Source organism: Furfurilactobacillus milii, assembly GCF_021654115.1.
Classification (GTDB): domain Bacteria; phylum Bacillota; class Bacilli; order Lactobacillales; family Lactobacillaceae; genus Furfurilactobacillus; species Furfurilactobacillus milii.
In genome coordinates, this window is the sequence record NZ_JAIWJF010000006.1 from 96320 (window position 1) to 113780 (window position 17461).

Consider the following 17461-nt stretch of genomic DNA (forward strand, 5'->3'; position numbering starts at 1 on the left):
ATTTTATAGATTTTCGTCTGTGTTAAAGTTTAGAGGCGAAAAATCAGTGCTGTTGGTGATAAGGTCGCTGATTAGGCTTGTATACGTGTCTAAAGCTTGTTTGGCACATTCGGCGTTGCTATCAGTCAGATACTGAATCAATGCGTCACCGCTTAATTTGCGGGCCTTAGCATCGCTTTCGCGGAGGTGTGCGCCGAGATCTGCTTGTAGTTTAAGCTGAGCTTGACGATAAGGCGTTTCAAAGTGGCGATAATGAGCGTCAAGCAGCACGCTAGCCAGTTTAAACGTCCAGTAAGCACTGTTGGCGGCATACTTGCCTTGTCCACGTTGGTAAGCTAATGGCGTGCTGTTAATGGCCGTGTAAAAGGGAACATAATTACTTTGAGCCGCAACACCCATTGCCAACCACTGAACGCCGGCCATGGCTGAAGGCACATTCGGTCGAAGTTGAAGAACATGAGATTCTTGTGTTTTGGCTAAGCTAATTGGACGAAAGGCGTGTTTGTGCGTTGCTTCACGGCCAACTGGATCATATTCGGTGCCTTCATAATGATTACTGAGAAAAGCTTGTGCGTCATTAACCGAAAGACGTTTGCTAGCGTAACGAATAAAAGGCAATTCTTCATCGGTTGGTGACTGATCAACTTCTGGATTAAACATTTTTTGACCGATCCAAACGCGGGGGGTGTTGTACATTTCGTCACTCACACCCGTTGTGCCAAAAATATGGCGGAAATTAAAGCCGTTAGCATCAGGATTGAGATGATGCTGCTGGACAAAGTCCTCAATCCCATCAGCAAACATAAAGTTATCATGATCGGTAAAATCGATTTGCTGAATGGCCAACTGATTGGCAACGACTGCATAGCCATCATCTGGAATACGCTGTGCTACCCATTGATGGCCGGCACCGGTCTCTAAATACCAAGCTTCGTGTAAATCCGCGAACAAAATACCGTTTGTCTCTGCTGTTCCATAAGTTTCGACTAACTTGCCCAGTCGTTGAACGCCTTCTCTAGCCGAGGTAACGTAAGGAAGCACCACAGTAACCATTGCCTCTTCCTGAATGCCGTCAGCAACTAAGGGGTCAGCCGCTAGAACGAGAGCATTAGAATAAGCACTTTCCGTCGCCGACATGGCCACATTTGCTTCATTAATACCATCTTCCTCAAAAAGACCATACTTTGTCGTCCATTCAGGAGTCGCGGTATACCGCATTGCCGTCTTCGGCAGTGGCATCGTAAAACTATTATCCTTTGACTTAAACTGTTGCGTCTCGCTAAAGGTTTGAGCGGGGTGAACGACAAAGTGCTTTGGCCAAGAAGCTTTGCTGTCCTCATTACGGCCGATCATCACGGAACCGTCCGTTGAGGCGGAACGACCAATTAAAATACTTGTACATGCCGATGGTCTTCTGGTGTCATCTATTTGCATCAAGGATGCCTCTCTTTCAATCAATCTGAAACATTATGAATAAAATTACAAAAACACAATGAATAAATTGTAGCAGAAAAGAGAAAACAGGGGCGAAAAGGTGGCCGATTTTAAGCGGTTTCATCGCATTTTCTCATCAAACGTTTGTAAGAATGACATTTTTGTGAGGATAGCCGCCAAATTGGTGTCAACTTGTGGTCATGAACGCCATGGTTGTGGTTTAATTATGGTCATTGAGAGCAAAAAGAAAGGATCCCCAAAATGACAAGATGGAATGATGAAAACCCGTTTATCAAAGTTGTAATTTTATTATTTTCGGCTGTCTGCTGTGCCGTTGCGTTGAATGTTTTTTTGATTCCCAGTAATATTTTTGCTGGTGGACTCAATGGGATTGCACAGTTACTACACTGGGGACTTAAGTTTACTGGTGCAGATATTTCAACTGGTTGGTTTATCCTGGCTTTTAACCTCCCAATCGGCATCATGGGATGGCGCAAAATTGGGCCACGTTTTACAGCTTGGAGCTTTGCTAACGCCATTGTGACATCTGTGCTGGCGATTGTAATTCCCGAGGTGAGTGTGTCCCATAATGCATTGCTAAACGCATTGTTTGGTGGCATTTTAACTGGTATTGGCATTGGTTTCCCATTTCGGTTTGGATTTTCAACCGGCGGCATGGATATCATTGCCATGGTTTTACAAAAAACTACTGGCCGCTCAATAGGGACACTGACGATGATGCTCAATTCGGGAATCATTGCTGTTGCCGGTTTCTTTATCGGTTGGGAAAATGCGCTATTTACGATTATTACTATCTACGCAACCTCACGAATGGTCGATACAATTCACACACGTCATCAGAAGATGACTGCTCTTATCGTGACGAACCGGCCGGATGAATTAATCGCAGCGTTGCGAGAACACCTTTTCCGCGGTGTCACTGTTTTACCCTCGCGTGGCGCCTTTTCGAATCGTGACAATTCGACATTAATGATCGTCATTTCGCGTTATGAATTGTACGATTTGCAAACGACCGTTAAGGAAACAGATCCAGACAGTTTTATGAACCTGGTTGCAACGGTTGATATCGCAGGTAACTTTTTTGATGAAGATAAGCAGGCAGAATTGAGGCAATCGTCAAAACAGGGGTAACAGATGCCTAAAAGTTTGCTAAACTTATCTTTGTTTGGTGGAACGTGTTCAAAAATTCGAATCTTGTCAATGAATGGAGTTGCGACATGAACGATGAGCAGTACATGATGGCGATTGACCAGGGAACGACTAGTAGTCGGGCCATGATTTTCAATCATCAAGGACAGATTGTAGGAAAAGCTCAGAAGGAGTTTCCACAATACTTTCCGCAACCGGGATGGGTGGAACACGATCCCGAGGAAATCTGGAGTAGTGTTCAATCAGTGATGGCAGATGCCTTGATTCAAGCACACCTTGCTCCATACAAAATCCGTGGCATTGGGATTACCAACCAGCGTGAAACAACCATTATTTGGGACCGCAAAACGGGAAAGCCCGTTTATCACGCCATCGTTTGGCAGTCGAAACAGACGACCAGCATTACAGAACAATGGCAAAAAGCCGGGTTAACTGAGACAATTCGTCAAAAGACCGGGCTTGTGGTAGATGCTTATTTTTCTGCTTCTAAAATCAAGTGGTTATTGGATAATGTGCCAGGTTGTCGTGAACGCGCAGAAGCTGGTGACCTACTGTTTGGCACCATTGACACGTGGCTGTTATGGAAGCTGACTGGTGGTAAGGTTCATGCGACAGACTATACAAACGCCAGTCGAACAATGCTGTTCAACATTCATGATTTGAAGTGGGATGCCGATTTATTAAAGGCTTTTGATATTCCAGCTGAGTTATTACCTGAAGTGCGAAGCTCCTCAGAAATTTACGGCTATACCGCAAACTACACCATGTCAGGTGTGTCGGTGCCGATTTGTGGTATTGCAGGCGATCAGCAAGCGGCACTCTTTGGTCAAACAGCTTTTGACAAAGGCAACGTCAAAAATACTTATGGCACTGGTGCCTTTATTGTTATGAACATTGGTCAACAACCCACGCTATCGACTAAGGGGTTACTGACGACAATTGCCTATGGTTTAAATGGTGAAGTAACTTACGCCCTTGAGGGATCAATATTCGTTGCTGGTTCAGCAGTTCAGTGGTTGCGAGACGGAATGAAGCTGGTTCAAGACGCTGGGGATTCTGAAGCAATGGCCATGGCGGCCGATCCAGATGATCATATTTACGTGGTACCGGCGTTTACAGGGTTAGGTGCGCCGTACTGGGATCAAGAACTGCGTGGCGCTGTGTTTGGACTCACACGTGGAACAACCCGTGAACAATTTGTGCGGGCAACATTGCAGGCAATTGCGTACCAAACTCGCGACGTGGTCGATACAATGGCTGGTGACACCGGTTTGAAAATTGACACATTGCATGTTGATGGTGGTGCATCCAAGAATGACTATTTGATGCAATTTCAAGCTGACATTCTAAATACAACCATCAGACGTGCCAAGATTAATGAAACGACAGCGCTTGGAGCAGCTTTCCTAGCTGGACTAGCGATTGGTTTTTGGGAAGATCAAGATGAGCTACGTCGTTTGTATATGACCGGTGATCAGTTTGAATCGCAAATGGCAGAAGATAAGCGTAACAGACTCTATCATGGTTGGCAGGTAGCTATTAGGGCTGCCCAAGCGTTTGAACAATAGGCGTAACTGCAATGAAACAGCAATGGTAAATTATTAGAACAGGCATGAAAAAGATTACTGCATGAAGCCTTCATTCTTGATTGAAACTACCAAAAACGGGCACAATGGTAGCATGGCTTTTATTTAGTTCAATCAAGTTAAAGGCTGCGGTTAAAAATATACATTAGGTTAGAGGATTGATTCATGAAAACTCAAAATTACACAAAGGGTATTCTGTGGGCGGCCTTTGCTTCCACAATGTGGGGGATTTCGGGCACGATCTTGCAGTTTATTTCCCAAACGCAAAATATCCCAGCAACCTGGTTTTTATCGGTACGGACGCTGGGTGCCGGCGTTATTTTGCTCTTAATTAGTTGGTTTCGCGAAGGCCGTCATATTTTTGACCTCTTTAAATCTTGGCGTTTAATTGGTTGGTTGTTTGCATACGCGCTGATTGGGCTAATGGCAAACTTATTCACCTTCTACATGAGTATTAAAACTGGTAATGCCGCCTCGGCCACTATCTTACAGTACTTAAGTCCTCTGTTTATTGTGCTAGGGGCCTTAGTTTTCAAACATGAACGACCGTTAAAGACTGACTTAATTGCGTTTGGCATTGCATTAGTCGGTGTTTTCTTAGCAATCACAAAGGGTAATATCCATTCTCTGGCCGTGCCGATGAACTCAATTATTTGGGGAGTATTGGCAGGGGTAACAGCGGCGTGCTATGTGGTGTTACCAAGGGAGATTGTTGCCAAACATTCACCGTTTGTAGTGCTTGGCTGGGGGATGTTTATTAGTGGTGTACTATTTAATTTATGGCATCCATTTTGGAGTCATACGCCAGTCATTACTGGTAAGCTGGTGTTATCTATTAGTGCTGTTATTCTTGTTGGCACCATCTTCGCATTCTCCTCATTGCTGTACAGTTTAAACTTCGCGCCCTCAGCAGTAATTAGCATTGTTGATGCGCTGCAGCCAGTTGTTACTTTTATCCTGAGCATCATTTTCTTTCATTTGCAGATCAGTGTGATGGAAGTGATTGGTTCCATCTTGGTAGTTGTAGCTGTATACCTGTTACAAAGAATGGGCAGTAGTGCAACGTGATGGCTACTGTATGTCTTATTCTGGCAGGATAGTGCATTACACATTCGTTTTAAATGTATAATGCAACTACTGATTTTCTTATTTAAAAAATCAAAAAAAGATGCTTCCTTTTGTGGAAACATCTTTTTTATATTGTGATTTAATTGCTAGTATTGAATGGACCTTACATTTTTTTAATAACGCGGTAACGTTTGCCATCTTTAGGATCATCCGTTTGATCAACTTTATCAAACAGGACGTATGGTTTACCATCTGTCTCTGAGACAATAAACAGGGCGTGCGGGTGTTTATGCTTGTATATCTGGGCGCTCTGATAAACTGCGTTATAATCATGTGCATTGGCAATCGCATCACCAGGATTGAAAAGAACATGTTCTTCAGTCATCAGCAAGACCTCCTTTGAGGTAAAAATGGTTACCATCATCATGCTCGCAGGCGCTGCAAAAAGCAATTATTCAGCTTTCGCGAGGGCAACTGGTAGATTGAGATAATCGAGTAGGTAGTGAGCCAAACCGTCATGATCGTTGTCTAAAGATGTCACATCCTTAGCTATAGCTTTAAGATCGTCGATGCCGTTAGCCATGGCAACACCCCAACCGGCATAACTAATCATTGCGTGATCATTGCCTTCATCGCCAAAGGCAATAATGTCATTTCGGTCAATGCGATAGGTCTGGGCTAAAAACTCGAGACCTGTGGCTTTCTCAACTCCTTTATGGGCGACTTCTAATACGGGCCAACGACCACCCCAAACATTCATGTCAATGTGATTGCCATACCTGGCAGTAATATCGTGAATCAGTTGATCACGGTGTTGTTCATTGAAATAAAGGGTTAGCGCAGTTGGATCAGTCGTCAGGTTTTGTGCATTGAGAATTTGTTGTGGTTGCAGAATGGTTGGGAAAAAGTCAATTGTGCCATCACTCGCATGATTGGCCCATACGTTTGTTTTGTTTTCGGCAGCAATTGTCTCAATTCCAAGCGATGATTGATGTGCCAGAAGATCTAATGCAATGTCCCGATCAATGGTGTATTGGTACTCATGCCGCCATTGATGGTGCGGCAAATGACCAAGTGAGCCATTAAAATTGATCATTGCACTATGCAAGCCGAGTTCATCATAGTATTGACGTGAAATACGATAAGGCCGGCCAGTGACGATACTAACAATGTGACCACTAGCAACAGCTGTTTGTAAAACCTGCTTTGTAAACGGTGAAATAGCAGATTGGTTATTTAAGGTTGTACCATCCAAATCGATGGCAATAAGCTTGCGGTTCACGAATTCATCTCCCTTAGACGATTTTTTCGTCCAAAAATATCTTCGTTCTAATTTACCTTATTCATTTGGGTTCTGCAAGTTTGCTAAGAAACTCATCTGTGGCCCTGTGATTCATGGCGATGACGTGACGTACCAAAGATTTCGGTGTAAACTGATGCGAGTGTTTTAAAACGGTTATGGAGGGAACAAAATGGAGTTACCGGCGGGTTTTGCCGAGAAATATTCAACATTAATGGGTGAAAGCGAGGCAAAAGACTTTTTAGCCAGCTTCGATCAGCCAATCCAGCAAGGATTTCGTGTCAATCCGCTAAAGGCCAATGCAGTTCCGGAAAACGTTTCACTAAACAATCCTACAGGGATTCCCACAGGCTATTATGGCCATGTTAGTGGTCATACGCCTGCACATACGACAGGAGTGGTGTATAACCAAGAACCTTCTGCAACTTATGTTGGGGCAGTGGTGGATGCCCAACCGGGAGAACGGATCCTTGACCTGTGTGCAGCACCAGGTGGCAAATCAACTCAAATTGCTGCCGGATTGCAGCAGCAAGGATTATTAATGACAAATGAAATTTTTGCCAAACGTGCAGCCGTGTTAGCAGAAAACATGGAACGTTTTGGTGTTGCCAATGCAGTTGTTTTGAACGAAACGCCTGCTCATCTTTCAAAACAGTTAGCCAACTTTTTTGATAAGGTCGTGGTGGATGCACCGTGTTCTGGGGAAGGCATGTTTCGTAAAGATCCAGACGCAGTTCAGTACTGGACGCCTGACTATCCGCTTGAATGTGCCACGCGTCAGCGAGAAATTTTGACTGAAGCTGTCAAGATGGTACGACCAGGAGGGCAACTCATCTATTCGACCTGCACGTTCGCACCGGAGGAAAATGAGCAAATGATGGCGTGGGTATTGAAGTCATTCCCGGATTTTGAACTGGTTTCATTGCCGAAATTGCCCGGTTTGGAAGCGGCCCGGCCACAATGGGCCAATAATGATCCTGAACTTAGTAAGGCTGGTCGGCTGTTTCCACATCATATGGATGGCGAAGGCCACTTTATTGCCAAATTGATGCGTCGTTCAAGCGATACAAACGTCACCCATAAACCAGCAAGATTGCCAAGACCTGACGCAAATGAGGTTAAACTATGGCAGGCATTTGAGCAACAACACTTTACTCAACCAATTACAGCGGGGCAATCGTTGACCGTATTTGGGGCTCAATTGTACGCTGTTCCTGCTTTAACGCCAGACCTCGGTAAATTGAAGGTATTGCGGCCTGGCCTTCATCTGGGCACGTTAAAAAAGAACCGGTTTGAGCCAGCGTTCGCGTTAGCACTTGCCACGCATCCGGATCAGTATCGGCCAACAGTGGCTTTGAGCTCAGCTCAATGGGCACAGTTTGTCCACGGTGATACCGTGACATTAAAAAAACCGACTGAAAATGGTTGGACACTGGCGACCATCAACGGCAACGGTATTGGTTTCGGCAAGGTGGTCGGTCAGACACTTAAGAACGGTTACCCTAAAGGACTACGTTTTTTAGTGAAAGCCGATTAATTAACAGACTTAGTGTTAAATCAATTCAACAGCTAATAAAAAATGTTCAGTCCGTTTGAGACTGAACATTTTTTATACGATTCGTCTTTGCTATTTTCCTTTTAAGTTTCGCTGCTGACAATAATTCATTAGGGCGGGGGATAGAACTGTTTTTACAGTTCGTAAATCGGCCGTTGTGTGTGATCCCGTTAACGCGTATAGCAAGCGTAAATCACTTTGCCAATCCTTAATGTACGTATGCAGTGTCTCTTCATCATGGGTCATGAGAACCCGCAAAAAGTGGCCAGCTACACCAACAGCGTTTGCCCCTAGGATTAACGCCTTTAAAACATCCAATGGGGTTCTCACGCCGCCTGAGGCAGCAATTTGCATGTTGGATACTGCATGCGCTTCCAGAAGGGATTGAACGGTCGTTTGTCCCCAGTTAGATAAATAGCTCAATTCTTGATGATGGCGACGTTCATTTTCAATTCGAGCAAAGTTAGTACCACCGCGGCCACTGACATTAATGTATTGAACGCCCATCTGTTTTAAAGTGTTAATGGTTTCTTGGCTCATGCCGAAACCAACTTCTTTAACAATAACGGGGACGGACAAGCCATTAACAATTTCCGTAATGTGGTCGCGCCAACGCAAATCCCGATCACCTTCAGGCATAATTAGTTCTTGCGCACTGTTGATGTGTAATTCCAATGCATCGGCAGCAACCATGTCGACTAATCGCTGTGCATCGTCAAGTGAGTGACCAGCACCAATGTTTGCGAAAATTTGGCCGTGCGGATTTACCTTTCGAACAATGGTGAAGGTTGACGCTGCTGCAGGTTCCTTTAAAGCAATACTTTGCGAGCCAACGGCCATTGCCAAGCCGGTTGCTGCCGCAATTTCAGCGAGTTTGGCATTGATGTGACCGGTTCTCTCAGAGCCGCCAGTCATTGCCTCGATGTAAAACGGTGTCGACAAGGTCAATCCAGCAAAGTGAGTTGACAAGTCAACGTTATCAACTGCGATTTCTGGCAAGCTTTGATGAATGATTTGAATATCGTCAAAACCGGCGTCGCTTTTTTCTTGGTATTGTTTTAAAGCAATAGCGAGATGCTCATCCTTACGATGTGCGTGAGCGGATTCAGTTAACTTGCTCATGGCTGGCCTCCTAAATTTTATCCACAGCGAATTCTGTTATTTTAATTAGTCATAAAGATTTGAGAAATAAAACCGTAGAACCGATAATCGGGTTCTACGGTTTTTAGTTTGAATATAGCGCTCACTTTTATTTTAGAGTGGTTAAACTAAATCCATGACATTGTGAACACTTAATGGCAAGGTAGTGATGCCTTGAGTTTCCCAATCCTGCAGTAGTGTATCAACGGCCTCGTGGCGATCAATCAAAACGATACCGCAGTCACCACCACCGGCACCAGAAGTTTTAGCCGCACCGCCATGATCTTCAGCAATCGCACATAAACTATTTAGAGCGACTGTTTCAATTGGGACATGACTGAATGCACTCAAATGTTGCAGCAGTTTGCGATTTAATCGAAGTTCACGTTGGATGATATCGATCGCACCATCTCGAAATCCTTGAATCATCCGGTTTAAACAATCACGGCTTGATTGCAGGAATGTTCGGTATTCTAGTTGATCCATACTTTTGGCCCAGGTGACCTTATCAACTAAGTGAGATGTTGATGCGGGAGAACCTGTCCAGCCAATTAGCAACCTTAAGTCTGCTGGCGGCGTCAAAAGTTCAACGGATAGGCCAGGCCAGTCAAGGGCTAACAAATCAATTAGCGGTAGATCGTCACGTTTGGCGGTTAGCCACTGATGATCGAATGAATGGTAAGCAATCCAACCACCATAGACAGATGCCGCGATATCACCCAGAGAACCGTTACCCTGAACATCCAAATGAGCAATAGCTGCTAATTTAAATAATGTGTCCTTAGTGATCGGTAGTTGATAAAATTTGCAAAGTGCTTTGACCGTGCCTACTGTAACAGCGGCTGAAGAGCCCAAACCAAATTTTTTGCCATCCTTGCTATCCAACTGTGAGTTTACAGACAGGTGATAGAATTTCAATTCACGTCCACATGCTCGTGCGTAGCTTTCGGTCAGACGAATAGCGGAGAGCAGGTAATGAAAGGGATTGTCCCGATTGTCAAACACAAGTTCATCGCCAGCTCGCCGCCAGTTTACTGAGGTTTCTTTGTATTGTTCAGACTCGATTGTGCCGAAGTTTTTACTTTCCTCAATTGTGACAGTTACAAACTGGTTTAATGCCACAATAATGGCAGGGAACCCCGCTTCAACAACCGCATATTCGCCGGCAATATATAGTTTGCCGGGCGCTTTCACGCTAATCAATTAATCATGTCCTTTCAAGACAAAAAATGTGTGCGTTATTCGTGTTGAATAGCGCAAACATTGCTTATTTCAAAATTTTATAAATAGGTCAAGCCTGGGCCTGGTTTTGCAACAACCAATTGGTCGTTACCAAACGCTGGCCGTAGATGGTCCAAAATGGCGTCAACTTCATCTGCTAGGCAGATAACTTTTACGTTTGGACCCGCGTCCATCGTATAATAGCAGTTCAGACCTAGTGAGCGCAAGTCGTTAATTAATTGCATTGCCTTAATGGTATCGCCATTAAAGTATGTGAAAGGCGGTGTGGCACTAAGAGTCGTTGCGTGCATGCACATTGCATTGTGTTCCGAGATTGAACCAACACGGTTTATATCTTTTTTAAGTAATGCAGTCCTCAGTGGGTCGATATCAGCATTAGCTTGCTTAACCCAGTCATTAAAGAACGGTGATGTTTGTGACTGCTTCATGCCGTGACGGCTGCCAATTTTTTTCTCATCTTGTGAGACAACAATGGCAATCATTCGAATTGGCCAGTCAACTTTTTCATCCAACGGCTCAGCAAACGAGCTTTCATCGTCATGACCAGCGTGCCATTGAACGAAACCACCAAAGATTGAACGGGTAGCAGAGCCGGAGCCTCGTCTTGCAAGCTGAGATAGTTCGCGTCGGGTCAGATTGAGGCCGGCAGCTTTAGCAGCAGCACCAGCTAAAGCCGCAAAACCCGAGGCAGATGAAGCCAGCCCAGCTGTGGTTGGCACGTGATTACTTGTTTCAATATGAGCAAATAGGTCGGTGTGAGCACGTTGACGCACTAGATCCATGAATTGACGAATTCGTTGTTGACCATCTGTCGGCAACTTGATTCCGTCTAAGATGATGTCATCAGCTGCCAGCTGCGCGTCAAACTGAACGCTGGTTGTGGTATAAAAATGGTCAAGCGTCATGGAAATTGAATCATTGGTGGGTAAAATAAGATGTTCATCTGCTTTACCCCAGTATTTAACTAACGCAATGTTTGTGTGCGCCTTTGCAATTACAGGCGTCTGCGAAATTGTCATATTGCTAATGTCCTATCTTTCGTGCTTTATTTTGATCTTCGTAGTCAGGCTATCGTTGTGTCAATGGTTCGATCCAAGTTGCCACGGCCCCATGCTGTTTCAAGGCATTGGCCACTTTAGCGGCTTGTTCGGCGGTTTGAGTCAGTGCAAACATGCATCCCCCTAGGCCACCACCCGTTAGTTTGGCACCCAATGCGCCTGCATCATTTGCGGCATTAATTAGACGCTGTAGAACAGGGTGATTAACGCCAAGATCGGTTAAGTCTTGCTGAGCAGCTGTCAATGTTTGTCCTAACAGACGAACTTGATCGTGTTGAAGATACTTAGCCGCCGCAGCGGTTAGGGTGCCGAGATGATTGATCAAATGTTGGCCGACACCAGGCTGTTCATCATCTTTCAGCAGTTCGCTGACCGAATTAACCGCCATGCTGGTTTGACCCGTCACACCTGTGTCACCAACAACTAAAAATGCGTTCATGTGAATCGGAAAATGTTTGAGCGGATTACCTTTGACTAACCACACTGGTTGTGTAGAACTAACCGTTGCTGCATCAATGCCAGATGGTGAGCCGTGCGTGATAACTTCCTCAATGTTAACCGTGTCTAATAATAGTTGTGGATCCAGCGCGGTTTCAAAAAAAGCATAAATGGCGCGCGTAACGGCGGTCGCCACCGCCGCTGAAGAGCCCATACCACGTTCTTCCGGAATGGCACTATCAATTTTTAAATCAAAGTTTAAAGATAAAGCGTTAAACCGACGCAACAAGCGTTGCAGCAAGACGCGTAATCCCTCAAATTCACCCGGTAAGTCAACCAGTGCCCCGGTGAAGTAGCTACTTATTAAACGTTGACCGCGCGTTGTCTCACTTAATGTAGCGGTTACGGCAACGTTGAGCAAGGGGACAGCTATCGCCGGTTGGCTATGAACAACGCTATGTTCACCAATTAAAATAATCTTTGCATGAGCGCTACCTGTTGCAACACGCATGATGACGTCACTCCTTCGGCATATTTTACGACCATCATCATACCACAGACACAAATGCTTTATCATGCTTAGCGGGTCTTTGCCTACTGCAACAAACAGAGTAGAATGAAACAAGGATCATAATTTCAACATTGGGAACGGTAAGAATAAGATGTAGGACCGGTGTTGTCATTATTTAGTAGAAAGGTATTCAGACTCAATGAATAAAGACACAACTTACGCCGTCGTTGATATTGAAACGACTGGCACCAGCGTAAAGGATGGCGACCGCGTCATCCAGATTGGCTGCGCGTTTGTTAAACACGGTAAGGTCGTCAATCAATATAGTACGAAAATTAATCCGGGAAAATCAATTCCAAGCGCCATTACACATTTAACTAGCATTACGAATCGCGATGTTGCGAACGCTCCCTTTTTTGATGATATTGCAGCGTCCTTTTATGCCATGCTTCAAGGTACGGTCTTTGTTGCGCACAACGTGAACTTTGATTTTCCTTTTTTAAATGCCGAATTTGCCAGGGTGGGATATCCGGCGCTTCAAATCGAGGCGATTGACACGGTGACGCTGACCCAAATTTTATTTCCGACGCTGCCAAGTTTCCGTTTGCGGGATTTGAGCGCTCATTTTCACATTGAGCATGACCAGCCGCACACAGCGGACTCAGATGCAGATGCAACAGCTGTTTTGTTAATTAAATTATTGGATAAACTTCGTCAGCTACCGATTAATACATTGCGGCAATTGACTAACTTAAACCTATCATTACCACAGGATACGACAGCAGTCTTTAACGTTGCATTAGAGGAAGCACGTCATCATCCCAGTAAACTACCAGCTGGGGAATATGTCCGTGATCGGTTGGTGCTTCACGAAGCCACACCAATCAAGTCGGTTGATTTGGGACAGCCACAAGCCTACCCAAAGTCAAAAGCGGCTAAGCAGAAATTATGGGGATCCAAAATTAGTTGGCGAGATCCGCAAGCCAAAATGATGAATCAAATTTTCAATAACTACAGTCATGAAAACACTAAAAATTTGATCATTGAGGCGCCGACAGGTATTGGTAAAACGTTGGGGTATGCGGTGCCATTTGCTTATCTATCCCAAACGGGCCAATCGACGGTCATTTCAACCCAAACAACGCTATTGCAAGGGCAGTTTATGCAGGAAACATTGCCGCAATTACAAGAAATGTTACCGTTTGATCTCAATGTGGTGGCCGTCAAGGGAAATCAACACTATTTGGATCTTAATCGGTTTGCAGATACGTTGACGGTCCCGGAACATTCTCAACAGAGTCAATTTCTTAAAGCACGTATTTTAGTGTGGTTGTTACAAACTGAAACTGGCGACTTAGATGAGCTGCACTTAACGTCATATCGAGCACAGCTTTTTGAAGAAGTTTGTCACCGCGGTTTAAAAACCATTAAGCCAAGCGATCCTTTTTATGAGGACGATTATTTGCGACGGTTAGACCATCGTATTCGTCAGGCCAACTTGATTATTGTCAATCACGCGTATTTAACACAGCATGCCGATCAACTGGACACGTTACTTAATAAGCCATATTTGTTAGTTGATGAGGCCCAGCATCTGCCGGATATCGCTGTCAATCAACACCGTAATACCGTTCGTTTTCACGATTTGGTGTCACTGTTACACCACGCGCAAGCAAACATTTTTAATCAACATGACCATCATCTGACCGAAATGTTTAGTGAGGATGCTGTTGCCGCAACGCAATTGCGGTCCCTGTCTAATACGTTGATTAAATTGGATGCCGATCTAGATCAATTTGGTCACTCCATGTACCGGCAATTTTTACTAAGTGCTCAAGTTAGCGCTCGGGGTCAACGCATCGTCGAACAATTGATTGACAATCGTCAACTCAAGCAACTAATGAACGATGACAAGGGTGCTTTTAATACACTGATGACCGGCCAAATAACCTTAACAACGGCACTGACCAAGTTACAACAACGATTTACGGTCCAGTCAAAAAAGTGGCTGAACTCGGATGCAGCGCTGATGCATGAATTTAGTGGCACCGTGGGACGGATTACAGAGTTGTTATCACAACTTGATGCGTTCAAGGCTCAGCTAAATGATCAAGAAACCGCTAACGTTTACTGGTTACGTCAAAATCAATATGGGGATTCGTCAAGCTTGGAACTCAGTGGCGGCCTGTTACTTGCAACTGGCTGGCTCCGCCAAAACGTTTATGCGCATTTTAAACAACCAACATTCACGGGGGCCACGTTATTCACATCCTCCCGAGCTAATTACTTAATTGATCAGCTAGATTTAGATCGGCAAGAAACGGCTACCAAACGGCTTGCGGAACGTTTCGATTATGCATCACAAGCGCGGCTGTTTGTTGCGACAGATGCACCAGCGATTAATCTTAATCATCCGGATGAGCAAATTCAATATTGGGCCTCAACGATTGCTAAGCTTGTCCAAACGACCAGCCGCCAAACGTTAGTCCTGTTTAATTCATTAGCAGCGGTTAGCGCCGTTTATGAGGCCCTGACACACGGTCTGTTACCGGAGAACCATACTGTATATGCACAAGGGGTTACCGGTAGCCGCGAGAAAAATCTGAAGCGATTTACGACCGAAAATAGTGCCGTTTTATTGGGGGCTGCCAGTTACTGGGAAGGTATTGATCTGCCTAAGGATGCGTTGGAATTAGTTGTCATTACACGGCTGCCGTTTGACGCACCAACGGACCTACTGGTTGCCGCAACCAATGCTCAGTTGGAAGCCAAGGGGCACAATCCGTTTTATTCCTCAGCCCTACCGAAGGCAACCTTACGTTTACGGCAAGGAATTGGTCGATTGATTCGCACGGATAATGATCGTGGTGTCATTGTTGTGCTAGATCCACGGCTGATAACGAAACGTTACGGTGGCACTATGCAAAAGGCACTACCAGATGCACTGCCAGTGATTCCCCAAGGAACGGCAGAAATTATCAAACAAACACAAAATTTCTTTAAATGACTAGTAGACCGTTGTTTGATTGGCGATGTTTGCTATAATTAATCAGGTTATTGACATTTTCGTGTTAACGGAACGAATGGAGGTTAGCATGCAGCGAAAACAGCATCAGCAGCGCCAGTGGTCACAAATCATTCTATGGACTGTGCTAATCGTGGCTTTTATTGCTGGTAGCATTGGCATCATTTTTCACGAAGCCTTGAGACCAGCTAAAACTGCTGCGGGCCAAACTGTTAGTATTGCACGTCAAAAGGGTATCAGTGATACTGGGGATTTTTTGACTTACAATCGACAACATACCTATTACTCGGTTAGCGGTCGCAATGCGAAAAATCAGGCGGTTTACGTTGTAGTGGCTAAGCAAAACGGACAAACGAAGATTTTGAAGCAGTCCGATGGTACTTCAAAAACAGCAATCCTCCGTCAAGTTTGGCAGAAAAGCAATCCTAAAAAGGTGCTGAATATTGGTTTAGGTATTCGCAAGTCAGAACCTGTTTGGGAGGTTACCTACTTAAATCAGAAGGGCAACCTTTGCTACGACTTAATTCGTTTTAAGAATGGCACCATGGTTCAATCCATTCAGAATTTATAATTTTAAACAAAAGGGGAAATTTCAGTGGAAACAATCAGCATCATTCACGCACCGGAACATGTCGACGAAAAAGTTCGTATTGGTGTATGGCTTAGCAATAAACGCTCTAGCGGGAAGATCGCGTTTTTACAGCTTCGCGACGGGACAGCATTTTTTCAAGGTGTCTTAAGAAAAAATGACGTTAGCGAAGAGAAATTCGACGAAGCTAAAGAACTGCGTCAAGAAACGAGTTTGTATGTGACTGGGACAATTCATGAAGACAGTCGCTCCAAGTTTGGCTACGAAATGGAAATTGAAGATTTCGAAGTCGTTGGTGAGAGTGAAGACTATCCGATTACACCAAAAGAGCATGGCATCGATTTTCTGTTGGATCATCGTCACTTGTGGTTGCGCTCTTCTAAGCCACATGCGTTACTTAAGATCCGTAATGAAGTCATTCGCGCAACGTTTGAATTCTTTAATGACCGTGACTTTATTAAGATTGACGCACCACTGTTGACTGGTTCTGCACCAGAAGGCACGACTGAATTATTTAAGACGGACTATTTTGGTCAGGATGCCTTTCTGTCTCAAACTGGTCAACTGTATGAAGAAGCGGCAGCGATGGCATTTGGTCGAGTATTCTCATTTGGTCCTAGTTTCCGAGCAGAAAAATCGAAGACTCGTCGCCATTTAACAGAATTTTGGATGATCGAACCAGAAATGGCGTGGATGCACCAGGAAGACAGTTTGGCCATTCAAGAACAATACATTGCCTTTTTAGTTCAGTCAGTCATTGATAACTGTCAAAGTGAATTAGCCGTTATTGGTCGTGATGTGGAAACGTTGAAGAAGTACACGCGGTTACCATATCCACGGATTTCTTACGATGACGCGATTAAGTTACTTCAAGAAAACGACTTTGATGTTGATTGGGGTGTTGATTTTGGATCACCAGAAGAAACATTCCTCGCTAATCACTTTGATCAACCCGTGTTTGTCCTGAATTATCCAAAGGCAATCAAAGCGTTTTACATGAAGCGACACCCAACTCGTGATGATGTGGTTATCTGTGCCGACTTGCTCGCACCAGAAGGCTACGGCGAGATTATCGGTGGTTCTGAACGTGATACTGACTTTGATTACTTGCGTGACCGAATCGTGGAATCTGGTCAAGATCCTAAAGACTACGATTGGTACCTTGATTTACGCAAATATGGTAGTGTTCCGCACTCCGGTTTCGGTTTGGGTCTCGAACGGTTCTTAACATGGATTACACTTCAAGATCACTTGCGTGAGACGATTCCATTCCCACGGATGATCAATCGGATTTACCCGTAATTTTAAATGCATTTACTAAAGTGGTTTTTGTGAGACACTCTCA

At 44.6% G+C, this 17461-nt stretch carries 14 protein-coding genes; 7 read left to right on the forward strand and 7 right to left on the reverse strand.

Annotated features, from left to right (window positions below; genetic code table 11):
- Positions 1–3: 3 nt before the first annotated feature.
- Positions 4–1434, reverse strand: coding sequence for a C69 family dipeptidase (locus LDK34_RS08620; protein ID WP_178942571.1), 1431 nt, complete (start codon positions 1432–1434; stop codon positions 4–6).
- 261 nt (positions 1435–1695) lie between these two features.
- Between LDK34_RS08620 and LDK34_RS08625 the strand changes: the two genes are divergently transcribed.
- The 3 genes from LDK34_RS08625 to LDK34_RS08635 all read left to right on the forward strand — a co-directional run bounded on the left by LDK34_RS08625 (position 1696) and on the right by LDK34_RS08635 (position 5258).
- Entirely contained in the window at positions 1696–2586 is an 891-nt protein-coding gene (locus LDK34_RS08625; RefSeq protein ID WP_178942570.1) for a YitT family protein, read from the forward strand.
- Positions 2587–2672: 86 nt separating this feature from the next.
- On the forward strand, positions 2673–4172 hold the full coding sequence (gene glpK, locus LDK34_RS08630; RefSeq protein ID WP_178942569.1) for a glycerol kinase GlpK: 1500 nt from the start codon (positions 2673–2675) through the stop codon (positions 4170–4172).
- 183 nt (positions 4173–4355) lie between these two features.
- Positions 4356–5258, forward strand: coding sequence for a DMT family transporter (locus tag LDK34_RS08635; protein ID WP_178942568.1), 903 nt, complete (start codon positions 4356–4358; stop codon positions 5256–5258).
- Between the two features lie 163 nt (positions 5259–5421).
- On the opposite strand, the gene LDK34_RS08640 is transcribed toward LDK34_RS08635, so the two are convergent.
- Together LDK34_RS08640 and LDK34_RS08645 are read right to left on the reverse strand one after the other, a co-directional pair.
- Positions 5422–5643, reverse strand: coding sequence for a hypothetical protein (locus LDK34_RS08640; RefSeq protein WP_017261815.1), 222 nt, complete (start codon positions 5641–5643; stop codon positions 5422–5424).
- A gap of 66 nt (positions 5644–5709) precedes the next feature.
- Positions 5710–6540 carry a Cof-type HAD-IIB family hydrolase gene (locus LDK34_RS08645; protein ID WP_236941722.1) on the reverse strand — a complete coding sequence of 277 codons (831 nt, stop codon included), beginning with the start codon at positions 6538–6540 and terminating at the stop codon, positions 5710–5712.
- A gap of 190 nt (positions 6541–6730) precedes the next feature.
- On the opposite strand from LDK34_RS08645, the gene LDK34_RS08650 reads away from it, so the two are divergent.
- On the forward strand, positions 6731–8095 hold the full coding sequence (locus LDK34_RS08650) for an RsmF rRNA methyltransferase first C-terminal domain-containing protein (RefSeq protein WP_178942566.1): 1365 nt from the start codon (positions 6731–6733) through the stop codon (positions 8093–8095).
- A gap of 90 nt (positions 8096–8185) precedes the next feature.
- Here LDK34_RS08650 and fni read toward each other — a convergent pair whose 3' ends face one another.
- From fni to mvk, 4 genes are all read right to left on the reverse strand, one after another.
- On the reverse strand, positions 8186–9235 hold the full coding sequence (fni, locus tag LDK34_RS08655; protein ID WP_178942565.1) for a type 2 isopentenyl-diphosphate Delta-isomerase: 1050 nt from the start codon (positions 9233–9235) through the stop codon (positions 8186–8188).
- A gap of 141 nt (positions 9236–9376) precedes the next feature.
- Positions 9377–10456 (reverse strand): phosphomevalonate kinase, encoded by a 1080-nt coding sequence (locus LDK34_RS08660; RefSeq protein ID WP_161001344.1) that lies wholly within the window; start codon positions 10454–10456, stop codon positions 9377–9379.
- Between the two features lie 77 nt (positions 10457–10533).
- Complete coding sequence (mvaD, locus tag LDK34_RS08665; RefSeq protein WP_236941723.1) at positions 10534–11514, reverse strand: diphosphomevalonate decarboxylase; 981 nt, start codon at positions 11512–11514, stop codon at positions 10534–10536.
- Between the two features lie 49 nt (positions 11515–11563).
- On the reverse strand, positions 11564–12502 hold the full coding sequence (mvk, locus tag LDK34_RS08670) for a mevalonate kinase (RefSeq protein ID WP_178942563.1): 939 nt from the start codon (positions 12500–12502) through the stop codon (positions 11564–11566).
- Positions 12503–12701: 199 nt separating this feature from the next.
- Here mvk and LDK34_RS08675 point away from each other — a divergent pair, with 199 nt between their 5' ends.
- The 3 genes from LDK34_RS08675 (at position 12702) to asnS (ending at position 17418) form a co-directional block, all read left to right on the forward strand.
- On the forward strand, positions 12702–15509 hold the full coding sequence (locus LDK34_RS08675; protein ID WP_178942562.1) for a helicase C-terminal domain-containing protein: 2808 nt from the start codon (positions 12702–12704) through the stop codon (positions 15507–15509).
- Positions 15510–15597: 88 nt separating this feature from the next.
- Complete coding sequence (locus LDK34_RS08680; protein ID WP_178942561.1) at positions 15598–16098, forward strand: cell wall elongation regulator TseB-like domain-containing protein; 501 nt, start codon at positions 15598–15600, stop codon at positions 16096–16098.
- A 24-nt stretch (positions 16099–16122) separates the two neighbouring features.
- On the forward strand, positions 16123–17418 hold the full coding sequence (gene asnS, locus LDK34_RS08685) for an asparagine--tRNA ligase (protein WP_161003233.1): 1296 nt from the start codon (positions 16123–16125) through the stop codon (positions 17416–17418).
- Positions 17419–17461: the final 43 nt, after the last annotated feature.